The 21039-nt window shown below is 73.3% G+C and carries 19 protein-coding genes and 3 pseudogenes; 8 read left to right on the top strand and 14 right to left on the bottom strand.

All coding sequences use genetic code 11. The annotated features are described in order from the left end of the window. Positions 1–50: 50 nt before the first annotated feature. Entirely contained in the window at positions 51–1421 is a 1371-nt protein-coding gene (locus ACFFHU_RS10025) for a serine hydrolase domain-containing protein (RefSeq protein ID WP_377337488.1), read from the bottom strand. Positions 1422–1486: 65 nt separating this feature from the next. Further along, complete coding sequence (locus tag ACFFHU_RS10020; RefSeq protein WP_377337486.1) at positions 1487–1840, bottom strand: histidine triad nucleotide-binding protein; 354 nt, start codon at positions 1838–1840, stop codon at positions 1487–1489. A gap of 50 nt (positions 1841–1890) precedes the next feature. On the opposite strand from ACFFHU_RS10020, the gene ACFFHU_RS10015 reads away from it, so the two are divergent. Together ACFFHU_RS10015 and ppk2 are read left to right on the top strand one after the other, a co-directional pair. Continuing rightward, positions 1891–2643 (top strand): SDR family NAD(P)-dependent oxidoreductase, encoded by a 753-nt coding sequence (locus ACFFHU_RS10015; RefSeq protein ID WP_377337484.1) that lies wholly within the window; start codon positions 1891–1893, stop codon positions 2641–2643. A 71-nt stretch (positions 2644–2714) separates the two neighbouring features. Further along, on the top strand, positions 2715–3632 hold the full coding sequence (gene ppk2 / locus ACFFHU_RS10010; RefSeq protein ID WP_377337482.1) for a polyphosphate kinase 2: 918 nt from the start codon (positions 2715–2717) through the stop codon (positions 3630–3632). A 118-nt stretch (positions 3633–3750) separates the two neighbouring features. Here the strand turns inward: ppk2 and ACFFHU_RS10005 are convergent, their stop codons facing one another. From ACFFHU_RS10005 to hrcA, 3 genes are read right to left on the bottom strand one after another with little or no spacing between them, the layout of a single operon-like run. Next, positions 3751–4485, bottom strand: coding sequence for a 16S rRNA (uracil(1498)-N(3))-methyltransferase (locus ACFFHU_RS10005; RefSeq protein ID WP_377337481.1), 735 nt, complete (start codon positions 4483–4485; stop codon positions 3751–3753). 3 nt (positions 4486–4488) lie between these two features. Continuing rightward, positions 4489–5628, bottom strand: coding sequence for a molecular chaperone DnaJ (gene dnaJ / locus ACFFHU_RS10000; RefSeq protein WP_377337480.1), 1140 nt, complete (start codon positions 5626–5628; stop codon positions 4489–4491). Positions 5629–5670: 42 nt separating this feature from the next. Then, positions 5671–6693 carry a heat-inducible transcriptional repressor HrcA gene (gene hrcA, locus ACFFHU_RS09995; RefSeq protein ID WP_377337477.1) on the bottom strand — a complete coding sequence of 341 codons (1023 nt, stop codon included), beginning with the start codon at positions 6691–6693 and terminating at the stop codon, positions 5671–5673. Positions 6694–6884: 191 nt separating this feature from the next. On the opposite strand from hrcA, the pseudogene ACFFHU_RS09990 reads away from it, so the two are divergent. Together ACFFHU_RS09990 and ACFFHU_RS09985 are read left to right on the top strand one after the other, a co-directional pair. After that, positions 6885–7130 (top strand): annotated as a pseudogene (locus ACFFHU_RS09990) (hypothetical protein); the annotation flags it as partial. A gap of 316 nt (positions 7131–7446) precedes the next feature. Beyond that, positions 7447–7779: pseudogene (locus ACFFHU_RS09985) on the top strand (DUF4870 domain-containing protein); the annotation flags it as partial. 86 nt (positions 7780–7865) lie between these two features. Here the strand turns inward: ACFFHU_RS09985 and hemW are convergent. Further along, positions 7866–9089 (bottom strand): radical SAM family heme chaperone HemW, encoded by a 1224-nt coding sequence (hemW, locus tag ACFFHU_RS09980; RefSeq protein ID WP_377337474.1) that lies wholly within the window; start codon positions 9087–9089, stop codon positions 7866–7868. A 17-nt stretch (positions 9090–9106) separates the two neighbouring features. Between hemW and ACFFHU_RS09975 the strand changes: the two genes are divergently transcribed. Both ACFFHU_RS09975 and ACFFHU_RS09970 read left to right on the top strand, forming a co-directional pair. Continuing rightward, positions 9107–9892, top strand: coding sequence for an enoyl-CoA hydratase-related protein (locus ACFFHU_RS09975; protein ID WP_377337471.1), 786 nt, complete (start codon positions 9107–9109; stop codon positions 9890–9892). An 85-nt stretch (positions 9893–9977) separates the two neighbouring features. Beyond that, complete coding sequence (locus ACFFHU_RS09970) at positions 9978–10814, top strand: hypothetical protein (RefSeq protein ID WP_377337643.1); 837 nt, start codon at positions 9978–9980, stop codon at positions 10812–10814. 15 nt (positions 10815–10829) lie between these two features. Here the strand turns inward: ACFFHU_RS09970 and ACFFHU_RS09965 are convergent, their stop codons facing one another. The 6 genes from ACFFHU_RS09965 to ACFFHU_RS09940 form a co-directional block, all read right to left on the bottom strand. Continuing rightward, entirely contained in the window at positions 10830–11660 is an 831-nt protein-coding gene (locus ACFFHU_RS09965) for a carbohydrate ABC transporter permease (protein WP_377337468.1), read from the bottom strand. Then, positions 11657–12649 carry a carbohydrate ABC transporter permease gene (locus ACFFHU_RS09960; RefSeq protein WP_377337465.1) on the bottom strand — a complete coding sequence of 331 codons (993 nt, stop codon included), beginning with the start codon at positions 12647–12649 and terminating at the stop codon, positions 11657–11659. Before ACFFHU_RS09960 ends, ACFFHU_RS09965 begins: the two co-directional genes overlap by 4 nt. Further along, on the bottom strand, positions 12646–13935 hold the full coding sequence (locus ACFFHU_RS09955) for a sugar ABC transporter substrate-binding protein (RefSeq protein WP_377337463.1): 1290 nt from the start codon (positions 13933–13935) through the stop codon (positions 12646–12648). Before ACFFHU_RS09955 ends, ACFFHU_RS09960 begins: the two co-directional genes overlap by 4 nt. Positions 13936–14264: 329 nt before the next feature. Further along, entirely contained in the window at positions 14265–14537 is a 273-nt protein-coding gene (locus tag ACFFHU_RS09950; RefSeq protein ID WP_377337461.1) for a GlsB/YeaQ/YmgE family stress response membrane protein, read from the bottom strand. A gap of 133 nt (positions 14538–14670) precedes the next feature. Beyond that, positions 14671–16551, bottom strand: a complete 1881-nt coding sequence (lepA, locus tag ACFFHU_RS09945; RefSeq protein WP_377337459.1) for a translation elongation factor 4 — start codon at positions 16549–16551, stop codon at positions 14671–14673. 92 nt (positions 16552–16643) lie between these two features. Further along, positions 16644–17180 (bottom strand): DUF4240 domain-containing protein, encoded by a 537-nt coding sequence (locus ACFFHU_RS09940; RefSeq protein ID WP_377337457.1) that lies wholly within the window; start codon positions 17178–17180, stop codon positions 16644–16646. Between the two features lie 58 nt (positions 17181–17238). Between ACFFHU_RS09940 and ACFFHU_RS09935 the strand changes: the two genes are divergently transcribed. After that, a complete protein-coding gene (locus tag ACFFHU_RS09935) occupies positions 17239–18411 on the top strand; it encodes a phosphotransferase (protein ID WP_377337455.1) in 1173 nt (390 codons plus the stop codon). A gap of 132 nt (positions 18412–18543) precedes the next feature. Continuing rightward, entirely contained in the window at positions 18544–18810 is a 267-nt protein-coding gene (gene rpsT, locus ACFFHU_RS09930) for a 30S ribosomal protein S20 (RefSeq protein WP_377337453.1), read from the top strand. A gap of 138 nt (positions 18811–18948) precedes the next feature. Here rpsT and ACFFHU_RS09925 read toward each other — a convergent pair whose 3' ends face one another. Next, positions 18949–19761: a hypothetical protein gene (locus ACFFHU_RS09925; RefSeq protein ID WP_377337451.1), complete on the bottom strand. Its 813-nt coding sequence runs from the start codon at positions 19759–19761 to the stop codon at positions 18949–18951. 250 nt (positions 19762–20011) lie between these two features. Beyond that, positions 20012–20974 (bottom strand): annotated as a pseudogene (gene holA / locus ACFFHU_RS09920) (DNA polymerase III subunit delta); the annotation flags it as partial. Positions 20975–21039 lie beyond the last annotated feature (65 nt).

The following is a 21039-nucleotide window of genomic DNA, read 5'->3' as shown; positions in this document are numbered from 1 at the left end:
GTCCGAGCGGGCCGCTCGGCCCGGGCCATCCGCGCGGGCAGGCCGGGCGGTCAGGCCCGGAAGTCGTACCGGTCGAAGGTCTCCTGCCGCCGGGTGAGGCGGTAGGTGGCCCAGTGCATCCGGATCACCGTTCCGCTTTCGTCGCGGGTGAGCCGCAGCAGCTCGCCCACCTCCCGCCCGGAGATCGTCCGCAGCACGTCGGGCCGGTCGGCCAGCGGCGTGAACACGGCCGGCGGCGCCCCCGCCGGGCTGTCGGCGCCGCGGGCCCGCAGCGCCCCGTCGTGCCAGGAGAAGACGAACTCGAAGCCCTCGCTCCACCAGCGGCCCAGCAGGCCCCGGTAGGCGGCCGGGGTCGGCTCGCCCGGCGACCACGCCGGGATGTCGGCCGGGTCGTCGGCCACGGCGGTGGCCAGCAGCCGGTGCGGCAGCTCACCGATCGCGGCCGCGGTGCCCGAGGAGGCCAGCACGGCGCAGCCCATGGCCTTCGGGGTGCCCGCGCCGCCGCGGCGGCCGTACACGGCGGCCAGGAAGCCCGGCATGGCGCCGTCGTGGCCCACGTGCACCACCCGCTCGCCCTGCGGCAGCACGATCAACCCCAGGCCGAAACCGGCGCCCCAGGACGTCTCGTCGGTCACCGTGCGGGGCCAGCGCATCTCGTCGAGGGTCTCCGGCCGGAGCACGGCGGCGTCCGGGTCCACGCTCGCCGGGTCGGCCAGGAACGCCGCCCACCGGGCCATGTCACCGGCCGTGCTCCACACCTGCGTGGCCGGGGCGACCGCGCCGAAGTCGGTGGCCGGCTCCGGCCGGGCCTCGTCGGAGTACGCGTCGACCAGGAACCCGGTCGCGGCCCGCGGCCCCGGTTCGACCCCGGTGCCGCTCAACCCGAGCGGCGCGAGGATCTTCTCGGCGAGCACCTCGGCCCAGGTGCCCCCGCGCAGCCGGCCCACGGCGTGCCCCAGCAGCGACAGGCCGAGGTTCGAGTAGTGAAAGCGCCGGCCCGACGGCAGCACCCGCTCCACCCGGGTCAGCTCGGCCAGCAGCCGGTCGAGACCCGGCACATCGAGGTTGTCCCAGACGTCGCCGTGCGGCTCGCGCTGCAGCCCGGCCGTGTGCGACAGCAGCCGGGCCACGGTCAGGTCGCCGTGCTCGGGCACGTCGAGGTGCCGCCCGATCGGATCGTCGAGCTCGAGCAGGCCGTCGTCGCGGCACTGCAGCACGAGCACCGCGGTGAGGCTCTTGGTGACCGAGCCGATCCGGAACCTGGTGTCCGCATCGAGCGGGGTGTCGTTGCCGGTGCCGCCGACCGCGCAGGACCACAGCGGCCGGTCGGCACGGTGCAGGGCCGCGGCCAGGGCCGGCACCCGGGCCGTGGCCTGGACCTCCCGGGTCATCCGCGCCAACCGTCGATCTACGTCGGTCATTCCGCCCCCTACCCGCCGGCCCCCGGACGCCTCCCCGGAGTGCCGCCGAGCATAGGTTGCGCTGATCAGCGGCTGAGCATGGGCCCGAGGGGCGCGCCGCCCAGGAGGTGCGCGTGGGCGTGCGGCACCTCCTGACCGCCGTTCGGCCCCGTGTTGAAGATCAGCCGGAAGCCGTCGGCGGCCAGCCCCTCGTACTCGGCCACCACCGCGGCGGTGCCCATCACCTCGGCGGTCACCTCGGGATCCGCCTCGGCCAGCGTCACCACGTCCCCGAAATGCTCCTTCGGGATCACCAGGATGTGCACCGGCGCCTTCGGGGCGATGTCCCGGAAGGCCAGCGTGCGCGGCGTCTCCCGGACGATGGTCGCCGGAATCTCGCCCGCGACGATCTTGCAAAACAGGCAGTCGTCATTTCCCACCAGCGCATCCTAGGCCACGAGGGAAGGACCGCTACGGCATGATGATCGCCATGACGGGACGGGCGGTACTGGTCACCGGGGCCTCCCGGGGCATCGGGCGGGCGATCGCCACGGCGTTCGCCGAGGGCGGCGACCGGGTCGCCATCCACCACCGGGACTCGGCCGCGCTGGCCGAGCAGCTGCGCGACTCGCTGCCCGGGGACGGCCACGTCGTGGTCCGGGCCGACCTCGCCGCCCCGGACGAGGTACGGGCCATGGTGGACGGCGCGGCCGACCGGCTGGGCGGACTGCACGTGCTGGTCAACAACGCCGGCGTGTTCACCGGGCACGACATCCTGGAGACCGACTACGAGCAGTGGCAGCGGCAGTGGCGGCGCACCGTTGACACCAACCTGCTCGGCCCGGCCAATGCCTGCTGGTGCGCCGTGCGGCACCTGCGTGAGGCCGGCGGCGGGCGGATCATCAACGTCTCGTCCCGAGGCGCGTTCCGCGGCGAGCCGGGCGCGCCCGCGTACGGCGCCAGCAAGGCCGGGCTGAACGCCCTGGGCCAGTCGCTGGCGGTGGCGCTGGCCCCGTACGGCATCGCGGTGGCCACGGTGGCGCCCGGCTTCGTCGAGACGGACATGACCAACGAGCACCTCAAGGCCGAGCGCGGCGCGCAGATCCGGGCGCAGAGCCCGTTCGGCCGGGTGGCCCGGCCGGAGGAGATCGCCGGGGCGGTGCACTGGCTGGCCTCCCCGGCCGCGGAGTGGGCGTCCGGCACGGTGGTCGACCTCAACGGGGCGTCCTACCTGCGCACCTGAGCGCCGCGCTGTTCATTCCGCGGTGACCCGAATGTTGATTCGGGTATCCAGGCGGGGTAAATGACGCCGGCATGGGAGACGCCGACCTGCTGGACCTGAGCGACGACTACCGGGTCGACGACGGGTACGACGACGACCCGGTCCTGCTCACCGCCGACGGCACCCCGGTGGACACCTGGCGCGAGGACTACCCGTACGACGAGCGGATGTCCCGGGAGGAGTACGACCACCACAAGCGGCTGCTACAGATCGAGCTGCTCAAGCTGCAGTCCTGGATGAAGGAGTCCGGCGAGCGGCTGGTGATCATCTTTGAGGGCCGGGACGCGGCCGGCAAGGGCGGCACCATCAAGCGGTTCATGGAGCACCTCAACCCGCGCGGCGCGAGCGTGGTGGCGCTGGTCAAGCCGAACGAGCGGGAGGCCAGCCAGTGGTACTTCCAGCGCTGGATCGGCCATCTGCCGGCGGCCGGTGAGATCGTGCTCTTCGACCGGTCCTGGTACAACCGGGCCGGGGTGGAACGGGTGATGGGGTTCTGCACCCGCAAGGAGTACCTGGAGTTCCTCCGCCAGGCGCCGGAGCTGGAACGGATGCTGGTCCGCTCCGGCCTGCGGCTGGTCAAGTTCTGGTTCTCGGTGTCCCAGAACGAACAACGGACCCGGTTCGCGATCCGGCAGGTCGACCCGGTACGCCAGTGGAAGCTCTCCCCCATGGACATCGCCTCGCTGGACCGGTGGGACGACTACACCGAGGCCAAGGAGGCGATGTTCTTCTACACCGACACCGCCGACGCGCCGTGGACGGTGGTGAAGAGCAACGACAAGAAGCGGGCCCGGCTGGAGGCCATGCGGCACGTGCTGGCCCGGTTCGACTACGCGGAGAAGGACCACGAGGTGGTGGGCACCCCGGACCCGCTGATCGTCGGCCCCGCCGGCCTCGACCTGCGCCCCGACGACCAACCGGTACACGTCTTCCCCTTCCCCCGGCTCTGACCGCCCCCGCCCCGTTGATCATGGGGTCATGGTGGGGACGAACCGCCCGTTGATGGGCGTCACGGGCACCACAATTCCATGATCGACGGCGAGGCCGGCCGGGCCGCGGGGGCGGGGGTTACCAGCGGTTGAGGCGGGCCGAGAGGACCGCGAGGGCGGCCACGCCGGCCGTCGAGGTACGCAGCACCGCGTCGCCGAGCCGCACCGGCACCGCCCCGGCGGCCGCGAAGGTCGACACCTCATCCGGGCCGATGCCGCCCTCGGGGCCGATCACCAGCACGATCTCCCCCCGGTCCGGCAGCTGCACCGCGCTGAGCCGGTCGGTCGCCTCCTCGTGCAGCACGAACGCGGCCGCGGCGCCGGCCAACCGGCGCGCCACGCCGGCCGTCGACACGTCCGGGTCGCCGCCCACGACCGGCAGCCACGGCCGCCGGGCCTGCTTGGCGGCCTCGCGGGCGGTGCCCACCCAGCGGTCCCGGGACCGCGCGCCGCGCTCGGCACGCCACTGCGCCACCGAGCGGGCCGCGGCCCAGGGCAGGATCTCGTCCACGCCGGCCTCGGTCATCGCCTGCACCGCCAGCTCACCCCGATCGCCCTTGGCGATGCCCTGCGCCACCACGAGCCGCGGATCGGGCGGATCGGCGTACCAGCGGTCGGTGATGGCGAAGTCCAGCGTGCCCCTGCCGACGGCCGTGACCTCGGCGGCGGCCGTGCCACCGCGGCCGTCGGCGAGCAGCAGCCGTTCGCCGGGCCGCAGCCGTTGCACGGTGGCGGCGTGCCGGCCCTCCGCGCCGTCGAGCGTGCCGGCCGGACCGGCCGGCACCTCGTCGACCAGGAAGAGCGGCAAACTCATGCGTCAGGCGTGGCCGTTGAAGGCGTCGCGCATCCGGGAGAAGAAGCCGCCCTGCTTGGTCAGCTCGGCGACCTCCTCGCCCCGGGTCTTGGCGAAGTCGCGCAGCATCCGCTCCTGGTCGGCGTCCAGCTTGGTGGGGGTCCGCACGTCCAGGTGCACGTACAGGTCGCCCCGGCCGGTGCCGCGCAGGTGGGGTACGCCCCGGGCCCGCAGCCGCAGCGTGCTGCCGGGCTGGGTGCCGGCCTTCACGTCCACCGGCTCCTCGCTGTCCAGCGTCTTGATCGTGAGCCGGGTGCCGAGCGCCGCGGCCGTCATCGGCACGGTCACCCGGCAGTGCAGGTCGTCGCCCTTGCGGGAGTAGACGTCGTGCGGCCGCTCGTGGATCTCCACGTACAGGTCGCCGGCCGTGCCGCCGCCCGGACCCACCTCGCCCTGCTGGGCCAGCCGGATCCGCATGCCGTCCTCGACCCCGGCCGGGATCTTGACGGTGAGCGACCGGCGGGTGCGGACCCGCCCGTCGCCGGCGCAGGTCGGGCAGGGGTGCGGGATGATCGTGCCGTAGCCCTGGCAGACCGTGCACGGCCGGGACGAGACGACCTGGCCGAGGAACGTGCGCTGCACCGACTGCACCTCGCCACGGCCGCCGCACGCCTCGCAGGTGGCCAGGTGGGTGCCGGCCGCCGTGCCCGCGCCCGAGCAGGTGGTGCAGAGCACCGCCGTGTCCACGGTGATCGGCGCCTCCACCCCGAAGGCGGTCTCGTGCAGGTCCAGCTCCAGCCGCAGGATGGCGTCCGAGCCCGGCCGGGTGCGCGACCGAGGGCCGCGCCCGGCGCCGCCGCCGGCCGCGCCGAAGAAGGCGTCCATGATGTCCTGGAAACCGACGAACGGTCCGGCCCCCGCCGGCCCCGCGCCGCCGCCCCCGCCGGGCGCCAGCGGATCGCCGCCGAGGTCGACGATCTGCCGCTTCTGGTCGTCGGAGAGCACCTCGTACGCGGCGTTGATCTCCTTGAACCGGTCATGCGCCGCGGGATCCGGGTTGACGTCCGGGTGGTACTGCCGCGCCAGCTTGCGGTAGGCGCGCTTGATCTCGTCATCGGAGGCGTCCCGGCTCACGCCGAGGATCCCGTAGTAATCCCTGGTCACTGCGTTCCGTGTCCCCATGTCGGTCTCGCGTCGGCCGCCGGTTCAGTTCTGCGCCAGCAGGTCACCCACGTAGCGTGCCACGGCACGCACGGTGGCGATGGTCCCGGGGTAATCCATCCGGGTCGGTCCCAGTACCCCCAGCCCACCAACGATGGTGACACCCGGACCGTAGCCCGTGCTCACCACCGAGGTGCCGCGGAGGTTGTCGATCTCGTTCTCGTCGCCGATCAGCACCCGGGTGGTGCTCGGCTCGGCCTCGCCGATGAGCTTGAGCAGGATGACCTCCTCCTCGAGCGCCTCCAGGATGGGCCGCAGCGAACCCTGGAAGTCCAGCAGCCCGGCCCGGGTCAGGTTGGCCGTGCCGGCCAGCGCGATCCGCTCCTCGTGCCGCTCCACGAGCGTCTCCAGCAGCACGGTGGACAGCGTGGCCATCGCGCCGCGCAGCGGGGGCGCCACCTCGTCGATGAGGGACTGCACCAGCGGCGGGGTCTCGGACAGCTTGGTGCCGACCAGCTTCTCGTTGACCAGCCGGCGCAGGTCCAGCACGTCGTCGGCGGGCAGCGGGCCGGGCAGCTCGACCAGCCGCTGCTCCACCCGGCCGGTGTCGGCGATCATCACGAGCATCAGCCGGGTCGTGGAGACCGGCACCAGCTCCAGGTGCCGGACGGCCGACCTGGCCAGGCTCGGATATTGCACCACGGCCACCTGCCGGGTGAGCTGGGCGAGCAGCCGTACGGTCCGGTGCACCACGTCGTCGAGGTCGACGGCCCCCACCAGGAAGCGCTCGATGGCCCGGCGCTCGGCCGGGCTGAGCGGCTTGACCCGGGACAGCCGGTCGACGAACAGCCGGTAGCCACGGTCGGTGGGCACCCGGCCGGCGCTCGTGTGCGGCTGCCGGATGTAGCCCTCCTCCTCCAGCACCGCCATGTCGTTGCGGACCGTGGCGGGCGACACGCCCAGCTGGTGCCGCTCGACCAGGGCACGGCTGCCCACCGGCTCCTGGGTGGCGACGTAGTCCTCCACGATCGCCCGCAGGACGTCGAGCTTGCGCTCGTCGAGACCCATCGTCACCTCCCGCCCTCGCCGGCGACCGGCGCCTGGCACTCGACTGTAGCGAGTGCCAGTCTACGACGCCCGGCCCCGTCGCCGCGATGATCACCCGCCGCCCGGCGGGTTTCGGCGGTGCTGGCGCGGGGTGACAGGGCCCCCTACCGTGTGCCCATGACCGAACCACCTCGCCCGCCCGGAGCGCCCGGATCGGACGACAACTCCGCCGACCCCACCGCTCCGCTGCCGCCCGTCCCCGACTCGTACCCGGGCGAGGCTCCCACGCCCGGGTACGAGCCGCCGCGCCCGCCCGGCGCCGAGTCGCCCCGCCCGCCCGGCGCCGAGCCGGCGGCCGACACCGCGCCGGCGCCCGACCGGCCCGGCCCGCCGCCGGCCGGCGACCAGCCACCGCCCGGCTTCGGCGCGCCCACCTCCGGGGCGTCCGGCTTCGGCGCGCCCACCTCCGGGGCGTCCGGCTTCGGGGCGCCCACCTCGGGCGCGGGGGCGGCGTACCCGCCCGGGCCGACCGCCGGCGGACCGAACCCGCCGGGCGAATACCCGCCGCCCGGCGGCCCCGGCGCTCCGGCCGGGGAATACGGCCAGGCCGGCGGCAGCCCGGCCGGGGATTACGGCCAGGCCGGCGGCTACGGTGCCGGCAGCAACCCGCCGGGCGGCTACGGCGGCGGCGCGGGGTATCCGCCCGGTGGCGGCTACCCCGGTGGGTACGGCGGCAGCCCGGCCGCGGGCTACCCCAGCCAGGAGGACCGGAACTGGGCGCTGATCGCGCACTTCGGCGGCCCGGTCGGCGTGGTGGTCGGCGGTGGCCTGCTCGGCTGGGTGGCCCCGCTGATCGCCATGATGACCCGGGGGCAGCAGTCCCCGGTGACCCGCGCCCACGCGGTGGCCGCGCTCAACTTCCAGCTCACCTGGACCCTGGCCACGGTGCTCAGCTGGCTGGCCACCGCGCTCACCTGCGGGGTGCTGTTCTTCATCCCGGCCATCATCTGGCTGGTCCCGGTGATCTTCGGCATCATCGGCGGCGTCAAGGCCAACGAGGGCCACCTCTACCGCTACCCGGTGACCTATGCCTTCGTGAAGCGCTGACCGGCTCGGTCCCAGATTGATCATGGGCTGTGCCGCGCCGGCAGCGCGGTGCAGCCCATGATCGTCCCGAGCGGGGTGGGGGACGGTCAGGGGAGCAGGTCGCGCACCACGGCGTCGGCCAGGAGGCGGCCGCGCAGGGTGAGCACGGCGCGGCCGGACGCGTACGGGTGCGGGTCGAGCAGGCCGTCGGCCAGGGCGCGGTCCGCCGCGGCCCGGCCGGGCTCGTCCAGCGTGGCCAGCGGCAGCCCGTCGGCCAGCCGCAGCCGCAGCATGACGTCCTCGGTCCGGGCGTCGTCCCCGGTCAGCACCTCCCGGCCGTACCCCGGGGAGGACCCCGTGGCCAGCCGCGCGGCGTACGTGCTCGGGTGCTTGACGTTCCACCAGCGCACGCCGCCGACGTGGCTGTGCGCCCCGGGGCCGAGACCCCACCAGTCGGCGCCGGTCCAGTAGAGCAGGTTGTGCCGGCACCGGGCGTCCGGCGAGGTGGCCCAGTTGGAGACCTCGTACCAGCCGAAGCCGGCGGCCGACAGCGCGGCCTCCGCCGCCAGGTAGCGGTCCGCGGCCACGTCGTCGGACGGGTACGGCAGCTCGCCCCGCCGCATCCGGGCGGCCAGCCGGGTGCCGTCCTCGACGATCAACGCGTACGCGCTCACATGATCGACCCCGGCAGCCGTCACCTGGGCGAGCGACTCGGCGAAGTCCTCGGCGCGCTCCCCCGGCGTACCGTAGATCAGGTCGAGGTTGACGTGCGCGAACCCGGCCTCCCGGGCCTCCCGGGCCGCGGCGATCGCCCGGCCGGGCCGGTGCCGCCGGTCGAGCACCGCCAGCACGCCGGGCGCGGCGGACTGCATGCCCAGCGAGATCCGGGTGTAGCCGGCCGCGCGCAGGGCGGCCAGCGACCGCGGCGTGACCGACTCCGGGTTGGCCTCCGTGGTCACCTCGGCGTCCGGCGCCAGCCCCCAGGTGGCGTCGATGCCGGCCAGGATCCGGCCCAGATCCTCCGCGCTGAGCAGGGTGGGCGTCCCGCCGCCCACGAAGACCGTGTCCACCCGCCGGGGCGGAGCGTCCGCCAGCACCCGCCGGGCCAGCGCCAGCTCGCCCAGCACCGAATCCGCGTACGTCTCCCGGCCGGCGCCGCCGCCCAGCTCGGTGGCCGTGTACGTGTTGAAGTCGCAGTAGCCACACCGGCTGGCGCAGAACGGCACGTGGACGTACACGCCGAAGCCGCGCGCACCGACCGCGGTGAGCGCGGCGGAGGGCAGGGAACCGTCCTCGGGGACAGGTTCGCCGTCTGGGAGCGCGCCGGGCATCCGACTATTGTGCGCGCATGACCGCCGCCGACCCGCTGGTCCGGGTCTCCACCGCAGCCGGAGTGACCACCCTCACCCTGGACAGCCCGCACAACCGCAACGCGCTCTCCACGGCGCTGATGACCGAGCTGCTGGACGGGCTCGCCGCGGCGGTGGCCGACGACGCGGTCCGGGTGGTCGTGCTGGCGCACACCGGCCCGGTGTTCTGCTCCGGCGCCGACCTCAAGGAGACCGCTGCGGCGTACGCGAGCGGCACCGTACCGGCCGGCATGCTGGGCGACGTCCTGGCCGCGATCTGGGAGTGCCCGAAGCCGGTGCTGGCGCAGGTGGCCGGGCCGGCCCGGGCGGGCGGCCTCGGCCTCATCGCGGCGGCCGACCTGGCGATCTGCGCGACCGACGCGTCGTTCGCGTTCACCGAGGTCCGGATCGGGGTGATCCCGGCGGTCATCTCGGCCACCGTGCTGCGCCGGCTCAGCCCGCGGGCGGCCGCCGAGCTGTACCTGACCGGCGAGGTCTTCGACGGTGTCCGGGCCGCCGAGGTCGGCCTGGTCACGGCCGCGGTCCCGGCCGACGAGCTGACCGGGGCGGTACGGCGCTACTGCGCGGCCCTGGTCCGCGGCGCCCCCGGCGCGCTCGCCGGGACCAAGGGGCTGCTCCGCCGGCCCGCCCCGGGCGACCTGCGGAACGAGCTGGCGGAGCTGTCGGCGCTGTCCACCCGGTATTTCCTGTCGGACGAGGGCCGGGAGGGTGTGCTGGCGTTCCGGGAGAAGCGGCCGGCCCGCTGGGTGCCCGGAATTGAATGACCGTTCGTGCAATCGGCTCACCTGTCCAATTCGGCGTAGGCTGATACAACTGCCGATCAGGAGGTAGGGATTGCGGGCTCGAGCGATGGTGGCGGCCGCCGCAGCGGCGTCGGTGGTCGTGGCCGGTGGCGTCTACGCGGGCACCGTCGGGCTCCGGGACCGGCTACCCAGACCGATCGGCTGCGTCGTCCAGGCCGCCGGCACAGTCAGCCTTGGGCCCGACCAGATGGCCAACGCCGCCACCATCGCCGCCGTGGGCGCCCGGCGGCAGGTCCCGGAGCAGGCCGTCGTGGTGGCGCTGGCCACCGCCTTCCAGGAGTCCCGGCTGCACAACCTGGCCGGCGGCGACCGGGACTCGGTGGGCCTGTTCCAGCAGCGACCCAGCCAGGGCTGGGGCACGCCGGAGCAGATCCGCGATCCGCGGTACGCGGCAGAGCGGTTCTACTCGGCGCTGCTCAAGGTGCATGGCTGGCAGGGGATGCGGGTGACCGAGGCCGCCCAGCGCGTGCAGCGGTCGGCGTTCCCCGAGGCGTACCAGCAGTGGGCGGCCGACTCCGGGGTGCTGGCCCGGGCGCTGCTCGGCAACGCCTCCGGCGCGGTGGCCTGCACGGTCGCCCGGATACCGGCCCTGCGCGGCGCGGCCGCCACGACGGCGCTGACCAGCATGGTGGCGCTGGACTGGGGCGCCGTGGCGACCCCGCCGCCGGACCGGCTGACCGGCCTCGCCCTGGCCGCCGTGGACTCCCAGTCCGGCTGGCGGTACGCGCACTGGCTGGTCTCGCACGCCGACGACAACGGGGTGAAGCGGGTCCGGTACGCCGACCTGCAATGGACGGCCGGGGCCGGCACCTGGTCAAAGATCCGGGACGGCTCGCCCAACGCCGATCAGGTCGTCGCCGAGGTCTTCGCCGACAAGAAGTAGCGAACGGCCCCCGGTTCAGCCCTTGACGGCGCCGGCCACCAGTCCGGCGGCCATCCGGCGCTGCACCAGCACGAAGAAGACGATGACCGGCAGCGTGAACAGCGTGGACGCGGCCGTCACCGAACCCCAGGCCGTGTCGTCCCGGCCGAAGAAGAAGGTCATGGCCACCGGCAACGTGTAGCGCTGCTGGTCGTTGATGAAGGTCAGCGCGAAGATCAGCTCGTTCCACGCGGTGATGAAGGAGAAGATGCTGGTGGCCACGAGGCCCGGGGCCACCAGCGGCAGCAGCACCTTCCGGAAGGTCTGCGCCCGGCTGGCGCCGTCGATCGCGGCCGCCTCCTCCAGCTCCCGGGGCACCGCCGCCACGAAGCCACGCAGCATCCAGATCGCGAACGGCAGCGAGAAGCCGAGGTACGTGAGGATCAGGCTGGGCAGCGTGTTGTAGAGGCCGAGCCGCTGGATCATCTGGAACAGCGGAATGACCAGCGCCTCCAGCGGGATCATCTGCACCACCAGCAGCAGCATCAGGAAGGTGGTGCGCAGCCGGAACCGGAACCGCGCCACCGCGGTGGCCGCGAGCAGCGCCACCAGCCCGCTCAGCAGCACCGTGGCCACGGCCACCAGCGCGCTGTTGAGGAAGAAGTCCAGGAACGTCACGCCCGGGATGAGGTCGCCGGTGAGGACCTCCCGGTAGTGCGCCAGGGTCGGGTGGGTGGGCACCGGCTGCGGGGTGGCCGCGAAGATGTCCTGGTTCGACTTGAGCGAGGTCGCGATCATCCAGTACACCGGGAACACCGCGAACAGCGCCACCAGCACGCCGGCGCCGTTCAGCGCGAACCGCTTCACGAGTTCTCCTCCTGGCGCAGCACCATGCGGACGTACAGGCCGGTGACCACCAGCAGGATCACCGTGAGGATGACGGCGATGGCCGCGCCCAGGCCGTACTTCGGCGGCGGCGAGAAGGCCGCCGCGTACGAGTAGATGGACAGCATGAACGTCGGCCGGTCCTGGGTGCCGCCGGCCAGCACGTACTGCTGGGTGAAGACCTTGAAGTCCCAGATCGTGGAGAGCACGATCAGGATGCCGAACACCGGACGCAGCAGCGGGAACGTGACCGACCAGAACACCCGCCACGCGCTCGCGCCGTCCACCCGGGCCGCCTCGTGCAGCTCACCCGGCACGCTCTTCAGCCCGGCCAGCACGCTCACCGCGATGAACGGGAACGAGTGCCAGACCACCACCAGGGTGAGAATGGCGAAGAACAGCAGCGGCGAGTTGAACCAGCCGTAGCCGGTCCAGTCGGAGCGGCCGAACAGCGCCGTCGACAGCCCGTCCGGCAGCGCGTTGAACAGCCAGGTGACCAGGCCGCTGGTGTCGTCGAAGAGCCACTTCCAGACGATCGCCCCGGTGAGCGCGGGGGTCGCCCAGGCCAGCATCACGCAGCTGCCGACGAACGTGGCCATTCGCCGACCGAGCCGGTTGAGCAGCAGCCCGACCAGGGTGCCGAGGATCATCGTGAGCAGCACGTTGGCCGCCGCGAAGAGCACCGTGTTGCGCAGCACCGTCCGGAAGAACGGGTCGGCGAGGATCTCGGCGTAGTTGGCCAGCCCCGCCCACGGCCACGGGCGCTGCCCGCGCAGCTGCCGGACGTTGTCCAGCTTGTAGAACGACATCACCACGACCTGGCCCAGCGGCCAGAGCAGCAGCACGCCGATGACGACCAGGCTGGGCACGAGCAGCAGGTACGGCAGTGGCTGCCGGCGGGGCCGGCGCCGGGGCCGGGTGGCCCCCGCGCCGGCCCCGGCCGAAACGGGCTGCCGGGTCAGAACACTCATTTAGAGTTGAGGATGCTTTCCATCTCGGTGGCCGCGTCCGCGGTGGCCTTCTCGACGGTCTTCTGACCCTTGATGACCGAGCTGTTCATCGCCTGGGTCACGGTCTTGTTCCGGCTGACCTCGACCCACTTGGGCGTGAGCGGCGTGAGCTTGGTGTCCTGCATGGCGGTCGCGAACGGCGCCATCATCTTGTTGCTGGTGTAGCTGCCGCCCTTGACCAGGTCCTGGTAGACCGGGAAGAAGCCGAGGCTCTGCGCCCACTTGGCGTCGTTCTGCTTGCTGAGCAGCACGGTCAGGTAGTCCCAGGCCAGATCCTGGCGCTGGCTGTCCTTCCAGACGGCGATGTCCGAGCCGCCGGCGAAGGCCGGTGCCGGCTTCCCGTCGATCCCCGGGATGGGGAAGGCGCCCCAGACCTTCTCGATGGCCGGGTTGTCCTTCTTCATGGCGGCCTGCTGCCAGCTGCCGGCGAAGGTCATCGCGGCCTTGCCGGTGGCGAACTGGGTGCGGGCGTCCACCTCGTTCCACCCGGCCGCGGCCGGCGGGGCCACCTTGTCCTTGGTGACCAGGCCGGTCCAGAAGGAAACGGCCTTCTGCGCCTCGGGGGTGTTGTAGCCGGACTTCCAGGTGTCGCCCTGCTTGGTGGCGATCTGGCCGCCGGCCGCCCAGAGGAAGGAGTAGAAGGGCAGCTCCGAGTTGCCGGGCAGGGCGATGCCGTAGGTGCCGGGCTTGCGGGCCTGCACGGCCTTGGCGTCGGCCACCAGCTCGTCCCAGGTGATGGGGGGCTGCTTGATGCCGGCCTCGGCGAACCAGTCGGTGCGGTAGTAGATGCCGCGCACGCCCGCGTACCACGGCACCCCGTACTGCTTGCCGTCGAGCTGGGCGTTGCTGACCAGGTCCGGGAGGATGTCCTTGCCCTCGGTCCAGCCGGACATCCGGCTGGTCAGGTCGGCCAGCGCGTCCTGCTGGGCCCAGCCCTGCGTCTCGGTGTTGCCGAGCTCGGTCACGTCCGGTCCCTCGCCGCCGGCGAGCGCGGCCTGGAACTTCTTCGGCGCCTCCAGCCACGGGACGTACTGCACCACCACGTCCGTGTCCGGGTGCTTCTGCTTGAACTCGGTCTCGACACCGTCGAGGAAGGCGTTCTGCTCCGCCCCGCCCTCGCCCATCATCCAGACCGTCAGCTTGCTGGTGTCGGCCGCCTTGTCGTCGGACCCGCCACACGCGGTGAGCAGCATCGCTGCCGAGGCCACCACGGCGGTAACCGGGGCCAACCCGCTCCACCTCTTCACGACACGTCTCCCTCGCGCCTTGGCACTAACCTTCCCTGCCGCACCCTAGTAGGAAAAATTCCTTTACGACAGTGCTGGCTTCGCTCGGGGTTCCGGCGGCGCGATGCGGACCGCCGCGCAGCTCAGAGAGACCCTAGGGGCATCGACCGAACAACGTAAGGCCCAGCCGGACTGCGCGCGAAGGCGCCGGCCAGGCGGCCGGAGGCGCACGCGGAGACGCCGGGCAGGTGACCGGAGGGCGCGCGGAGACGCCGGCCAGGCGGCCGGACAGCGTAAGGGGCGTCCGACCGAAACGGTCGGGCGCCCCTTGGGGTACGCGGTGTTGCGGGTCAGTACCGGCTCACGCCGCGACGCCCACCGACACCGGCCACGATGGCCACGGCCACGGCGGCCACGACAACCTGCACCAGCAGCTCGGTCCAGTCGATGCCGGCGGTCTCGGTGGCGATGCCGGCGGCGCGGGCGATCACGGTGCCCAGCAGCGCGGCACCGACACCGATCACCATGTGCAGCCACATCGGCATGTTCTGCCGGCCCGGGACCAGCAGGCGGCCGAGCGCGCCGACGATGAGACCAACGACGAGCGCGGTGATGATACCCATGACAGTCACGGTCGCCCTCCTCAGGGTGCGTCACACATTCACAATGTCTGTTGTTCTTGCTGTGTTGCACGCATAGTTCCCGAGGGCCCGAAAGCTCAAACCGCCCAGACCGCCAACTTGGGTGATCCGGTGGCTACTTCCGGGCGCCAGCCTTGGCGTCCGGGGTGTCGGATGTGGACAGCGCGGCGATGAAGGCCTCCTGCGGCACCTCGACCCGGCCGACCATCTTCATCCGCTTCTTGCCCTCCTTCTGCTTCTCCAGCAGCTTCCGCTTCCGGGTGATGTCGCCGCCGTAGCACTTGGCCAGCACGTCCTTGCGGATGGCCCGGATGGTTTCCCGAGCGATCACCCGGCTGCCGATGGCCGCCTGGATGGGCACCTCGAACTGCTGGCGCGGGATGAGCGTCCGCAGCTTTGCGGCGATGCCGGTGCCGTACCCGTACGCCTTGTCCTTGTGCACGATGGCGCTGAACGCGTCGACCGGCTCCCCGTGCAGCAGGATGTCCACCTTGACCAGCTCGGACGACTGCTCGCCGGACGGCTCGTAGTCGAGGCTCGCGTAGCCCTTCGTACGGCTCTTGAGCTGATCGAAAAAGTCGAAGATGATCTCGGCGAGCGGCAGCGTGTAGCGCAGCTCGACCCGCTCCGGCGACAGGTAGTCCATGCCCAGCAGCGACCCCCGGCGCCCCTGGCACAGCTCCATCACGGCGCCCACGTAGTCGTTCGGGGTCAGCACGGTGGCCCGGACGATCGGCTCGTACACCTCAGCGATCTTGGCGGTCGGATATTCGCTCGGGTTGGTCACGGTGATCTCCGTGCCGTCCTCCAGCACGGCCCGGTAGACCACGTTCGGAGCGGTCGAGATGAGGTCGAGGCCGAACTCACGCTCCAACCGCTCCCGGATGATCTCCAGGTGCAGCAGGCCGAGGAAGCCGCAGCGGAAGCCGAAGCCGAGCGCGCCCGACGTCTCCGGCTCGTAACTGAGCGCCGCGTCGTTGAGCTTGAGCTTGTCGAGCGCCTCGCGCAGAGCCGGGTAGTCGGAGCCGTCGATCGGGTAGAGGCCCGAGTAGACCATCGGCTTCGGGTCCTTGTAGCCGCCGAGCGGCTCGGCCGCCGGCTTGGCGTTGATGGTGACCGTGTCGCCCACCCGAGACTGCCGGACGTCCTTCACGCCGGTGATCAGGTAGCCGACCTCGCCCACGCCCAGAGCGTCGGCCTTCTCCATCTCCGGCGAGATGACCCCGATCTCGAGCAGCTCGTGCACCGCGCCCGTCGACATCATCTTGATCCGGTCCCGCGCCCCGATCCGGCCGTCGATCACCCGGACGTACGTCACGACGCCGCGGTAGACGTCGTACACGGAATCGAAGATCATGGCCCGGGCGGACGCCTCGGTGTCCCCGACCGGCGGCTGGAACTGCCGGACGATCTCGTCCAGCAGGTACGGCACGCCCTCACCGGTCTTGCCGGACACCCGGATGCAGTCGCCCGGGTCGCCGCCGATGAGATGCGCCAGCTCCTCGGCGAACTTGTCGGGCTGCGCGGCCGGCAGGTCGATCTTGTTGAGCACCGGGATGATGTGCAGATCGTTCTCCAGCGCCAGGTAGAGGTTCGCCAGCGTCTGCGCCTCGATCCCCTGGGCCGCGTCCACCAGCAGGATGGCGCCCTCACACGCCGCCAGCGAGCGGGACACCTCGTATGTGAAGTCGACGTGGCCAGGGGTGTCGATCATGTTGAGGACGGCGGTCTCGCCGCGGCGGTCGCCCTCCCGGACCACCCACGGCATCCGGACCGCCTGGCTCTTGATGGTGATGCCGCGCTCGCGCTCGATGTCCATCCGGTCCAGATATTGCGCACGCATCTGCCGCGGGTCGACCACGCCGGTGAGCTGCAGCATCCGGTCGGCCAGCGTCGACTTCCCGTGGTCGATGTGGGCGATGATGCAGAAGTTGCGGATCGCCCCCGCGGCGGTGTTGCCGGGGGCGTACGCGCCGGGATCGAGCGTCGGTGGCACAGACGGTCCGTTCTGTTCGGCAGGAGGTGCGGCCCCTCCATGTTCCCACGCCGGCCGGGCCGGCCCACGCTCCGGCCGGGAGCCGGCGAGGATCACTCCAGCGGCGGCTCTCCGAACAGCTCGGCCAGCCGGGGAAGCTGGGCCCGGACCTGGTCCGGATCGTCGAAGTCCCAGAAATCGGCCACGTCCGGCCGGACCACCGGCTGCTCCGGCGGCGGCAGCTCGGTGGCCGTCGACCGCCGGTGCGCCTGCGCGGCGGCCTCGAGCATCTCGGTGGACTCGAACTCCAGGCCGGTCACCGCGGCCTGGCGCACGGCCGGCAGGTCGGCCAACGAGTCCGGGTCGGCCACGGCCGCGGCGAAGACCGGCCGCCCCTGGGCCAGCAGCCAGCCGCGGAACGCGTCGAAGCCCTCATCCGAGCAGCCGCCGTTGATCAGGTATGCCGCGCCCCACAGGTCGGCCTTTTGCGAGGCGGCCAGCACCCGGTCCAGGTGCCGCGCCCAGGCGGCGATCTCCGGGGCCTCCCGCTCGGCGAGCTCGGCCGTGACGCGCGCGGCGATCGCCGAGGCGTCCGCCGGGCCACCGGCCCGAGCCTGGTCGATCACGGCCCAGAAGTCGTCCGTTTTCATGCCGAGCAGTGTGTCATCCGGCACCGACAGCCAGCGCCGGCCGTGTGAGGCTGGCGGGATGCATCCGGAGCCGCGCCCCGGCGCGCCCGTCCCACCAGCCGCGCCCGTTCCACCAGCCGCGCCGGCTTCCGCCGCCGCGCCCACGGCGTCCGCCGCGCCGGCCGACCAACCGCCGGACCGGCGGCGCGAGGCGTGGGCCGCGTTGCCCGCCGAGCTGCGGGCCGCGCTGGCCGACCGGCTGGGCGGGGCCGTGCGGTCGGTCCGGCCCGCCACCGGCGGCTTCACCGGCACGTTCGCGGCCGTGCTGAGCACCGCCGCCGGTGAGCGGGCGTTCGTGAAGATCAGCCCGGCCGGCCTGCCACCGGCCGGGACCTACCCCTTGGAGGCGGCGGTGACCGCGGCGCTGCCCGCGGCCGTACCCGCGCCCCGGCCGCGATGGACGCTGAGAGCCGCCGGGTATGTGGTGCTCTGCCTGGACGCCGTGCCCGGGGCCCCGCCGGCGCTGCCCTGGCGGGCAGCGGACCTGTCGGCCATCCTCGACGCGTACGTCCGGGTCGCCGCCGCGCTCGCCGCGCCGCCGCCGGAGCTGATCGCGGTGGGGCTGCCCCGGCTGGCCGATCTCGCCCGCGCCGACCTGTCCTGGTGGCACGAGGTGGCGGCGGGCCGGGAGCCCGTCCCGGACATGCCGGCCGGAACCCCCGACCCGTCGGCCGGGTTCGCCGCCGCGCCGGAACAGGTGGCCGGGATCCTCGCCACCCCGGGCCGGCTGACTGGGCTCCTCGCCAGCCCGGGCCGGCTGGCTGGGCTCCTCACCAGCCCGGGCCGGCTGGGCGAGCTGGCGGCGGCCGAGGCCACGCTGCCGGAGCACGTCCAGACGGCCTCGGTGATCCACGGCGACCTGCGCTCGGACAACACGCTCATCAACCGGGCGGACGGCGTCTGGTTCTGCGACTGGACCTGGGCCTGCCATGGTCCCGCCTGGTTCGACCTGGTCGGCCTGCTGATCGAGGCGTACGCGCACGGCTCTCCGGCGGATGCGATCCTCGCCACCCATCCGGTCGGACGCTCGGCGCCACCGGCCGGGCTCGACGCCGCGCTCGCGGCCCTGTCCGGTTACCTGTTGACCGGCGCCCAGCCGGCGGTGCCGGCGCCGCCGGAGCTGCGAGCCCACCGGCTGGCCACCGGCATGGCCGCGCTGGCCTGGCTGGCCGATCGGCGGGGCTGGCGCTGAGGTGGTTTTGGCCCGTACCGGCCCGCCTGGTAATCTGGCTCTTCGCGCGTGGTACCGAGACGTCGCCGAACCGGCGATGTCCTCCCGCGCAGCTTAATCAGACCAATCGAGCTACCAGGACGAGGCTGTCGCGTGGCGAACATCAAGTCCCAGATCAAGCGCAACCGGCAGAACGAAAAGCGCCGGCTGCGGAACAAGTCGGTCAAGTCGTCGCTGAAGACCGCCATTCGGAAGTTCCACGAGGCGAGCGACTCCGGTGACACGACCAAGGCCACCGAGCTGATGCGGGCCGCCTCCCGGCAGCTGGACAAGGCCGTGAGCAAGGGCGTGATCCACGCCAACCAGGCGGCCAACCGGAAGTCGTCCATCGCCAAGCGCCTGGACAAGCTCTCCGCCTGAGGGCCCGGCTTCGCGCCACCGATCGCCCCCGATGACCTGCGGGTCTCGGGGGTGATTGTCGTGCCCGGCGAGCGGCCGGGCCGGGATCCGGACGCCGGCGTGCCCCGGCCCTGCCGTTCCGGGTGAGCGTGACGGCGGTCAGCCGTACCGCCGTCGTGCGCTCTGCGCGGCCCGGCGGATCGCGTCGGCCGTGCCTCCCGGCCGGCCCGCCCGGTGCCGTCGGGTCTCCCCGGCCCATTCGTTCGACGGTCGCCGACCGGCGGCCGGTGTAGGCGTCGTTCCGGTCACCCGCTCGGTCCCGGCCGCGTTTCCGGTGCGGGCGGACGGCTCCGCCCGGTGGGCGGGATCCGTCCCGCCCCGGGGTTCCGTCCGGACTCCGCCGTCGACCGGCGGGTCGCCGTCGGTGCGCCGGTCCGCCGTTCCGGCCGGCGTGATCGGCACGTACGTCAGCCGGGGCGACCCGGTCAGCGCCCGTGTCACCGGGTCGGACCGGGCGGGTGGGTCCAGCGGGCCGCCCAGGGCGGAACGAGGGGTCGGGCCGGGCAGGTCCGGCCCGCGCAGGCGATGGCCGGCGCCGGCCGGCGGGACGGGCGCCCGGCCCACGGCCGGGGCCAGCTGCCGGCGGAATCGCTCCCGTTCCCGCTCCGGCACCCGGGCGGCCGAACGCGTCAAGGCGGACGCCACCTCGTCGTTGAGCTTCACCATCACGGCCACCGCCAGGGGCAGCGCCAGGATCGTCCACCAGCTCACCAGCTCGGCGAGCGCGAGCAGCAGGGCCAGGATCACCGAGCCCTCGAAGAAGGCGAAGCAGAGCACGCCACCCGGATCGACATGGCGGAGACCGAGCACCCGGGCGTACAGCGGCCGTGCCCGCTCCTGCTCCCGGGACAGCGCCAGGCCCATGGCGCCGGGCCGCTGCCACGGCATCCGCTCCTCCTCCGCCCCCCGCATCGGCTCAGCGCTCCGTCGTGCTGGGCCGCGAGGTTCCCGGGTCGCCACTTCGACCGCCTCCGCCGCGGCCGGACGACGCCCCGCCGGCACGGCCGCCTCCGCCGGACGAGACTCCGCCGGCGCGGCCGCCTCCGCCGCGGCTGGACGGGCCACCGCCACCGCCACCGGCCCGGCCCGGCTGCGCGCTCCGGCCGCCGGCTCGCGGGCCGGGCTGCCGCGACCCCGGTGGGGCCGCCGCGAGGGTCACACCGCCGCCCTCCCGCGCGCCGACCACGGCGAACACCGCCCGCTCCAGCGCGTAGCCCCGGTCGTCGGCGCCGCCCTTCACCGCCGCATTGCACTCGGCGGCCGCGTGCATGGCGGTGGCCAACCCGTCCGCGGTCCAACCCCGGCCCTGCCGCTGGGCGCGTTCGATCTTCCACGCCGGCATGCCGAGACTGCTCGCCAGCTGGTACGGGTTGCCCCGGCCGGCCGATGCCACCCGGGCCACCGTCCGGACGCCATCGGCGAGGGCGTCGGCGATCGGGACCGGGTCCACACCAACGTGCAGCGCCCAGCGCAGCGCCTCCAGCGCCCCCGGCACGTCGCCGACCATCGCCGCGTCGGCCACGGTGAACCCGCTCACCTCGGCCCGACCGCGGTAGTACCGGGCGACCGTGGCCGGATCTATCCGGCCGTCGGTGTCGGCCACCAGCTGCGAGCAGGCGGAGGCCAGCTCTCGCAGATCGTTGCCGACCGCCGCCAGCAGCGCCTCGGCCGTCTCGTCGGTGCACTGACCCCCGAGCCGGCGGATCTCGGCGCGGACGAACCCGACCCGGTCCCGATGGCCCTTCAGCTTCCCGGCCGGCACGACCGTGGCCCCGGCCCCCCTCAGCCCGTCCGCGAACGCCTTGCCCTTGGCCCCACCGGCGTGCTCCACCACGAGGTTGACCTCCGGGTCGGGGTTGCCCGCGTACGCCAGCAATGCCCCCACCAGGTCCTTCCGGGCGTCCTGGCCGGCGCGCAGGATCAGCACCCGGCGACCGCCGAACAGCGACGGGCTGAGCATCTCGGCGATCTCGCCCGGGGTCAGCGCGCCGGCCGCGTACTCCCGGACGTCGGCGTCCGGATCCGACCGGCGGGCCGTCTCGACGGCGTCCGCGACGGCGCGGGTCGCGAGCAGTTCCTCGTCGCCAAGGACGAGCAGCACGGGGGGAAGGTCGGTGCCGGTCATCGCGCCATACTCGCATGCGGCCTCGGCGTGTCGCGCCTGGTCAGCGGAACCACGGCCGGCCTCCA

This window comes from Plantactinospora siamensis, from assembly GCF_042434095.1.
Classification (GTDB): Bacteria; Actinomycetota; Actinomycetes; order Mycobacteriales; family Micromonosporaceae; genus KBS50.
Note: the sequence above shows the minus strand (reverse complement) of the source record. Positions and strands in the feature narration are given on the sequence as shown.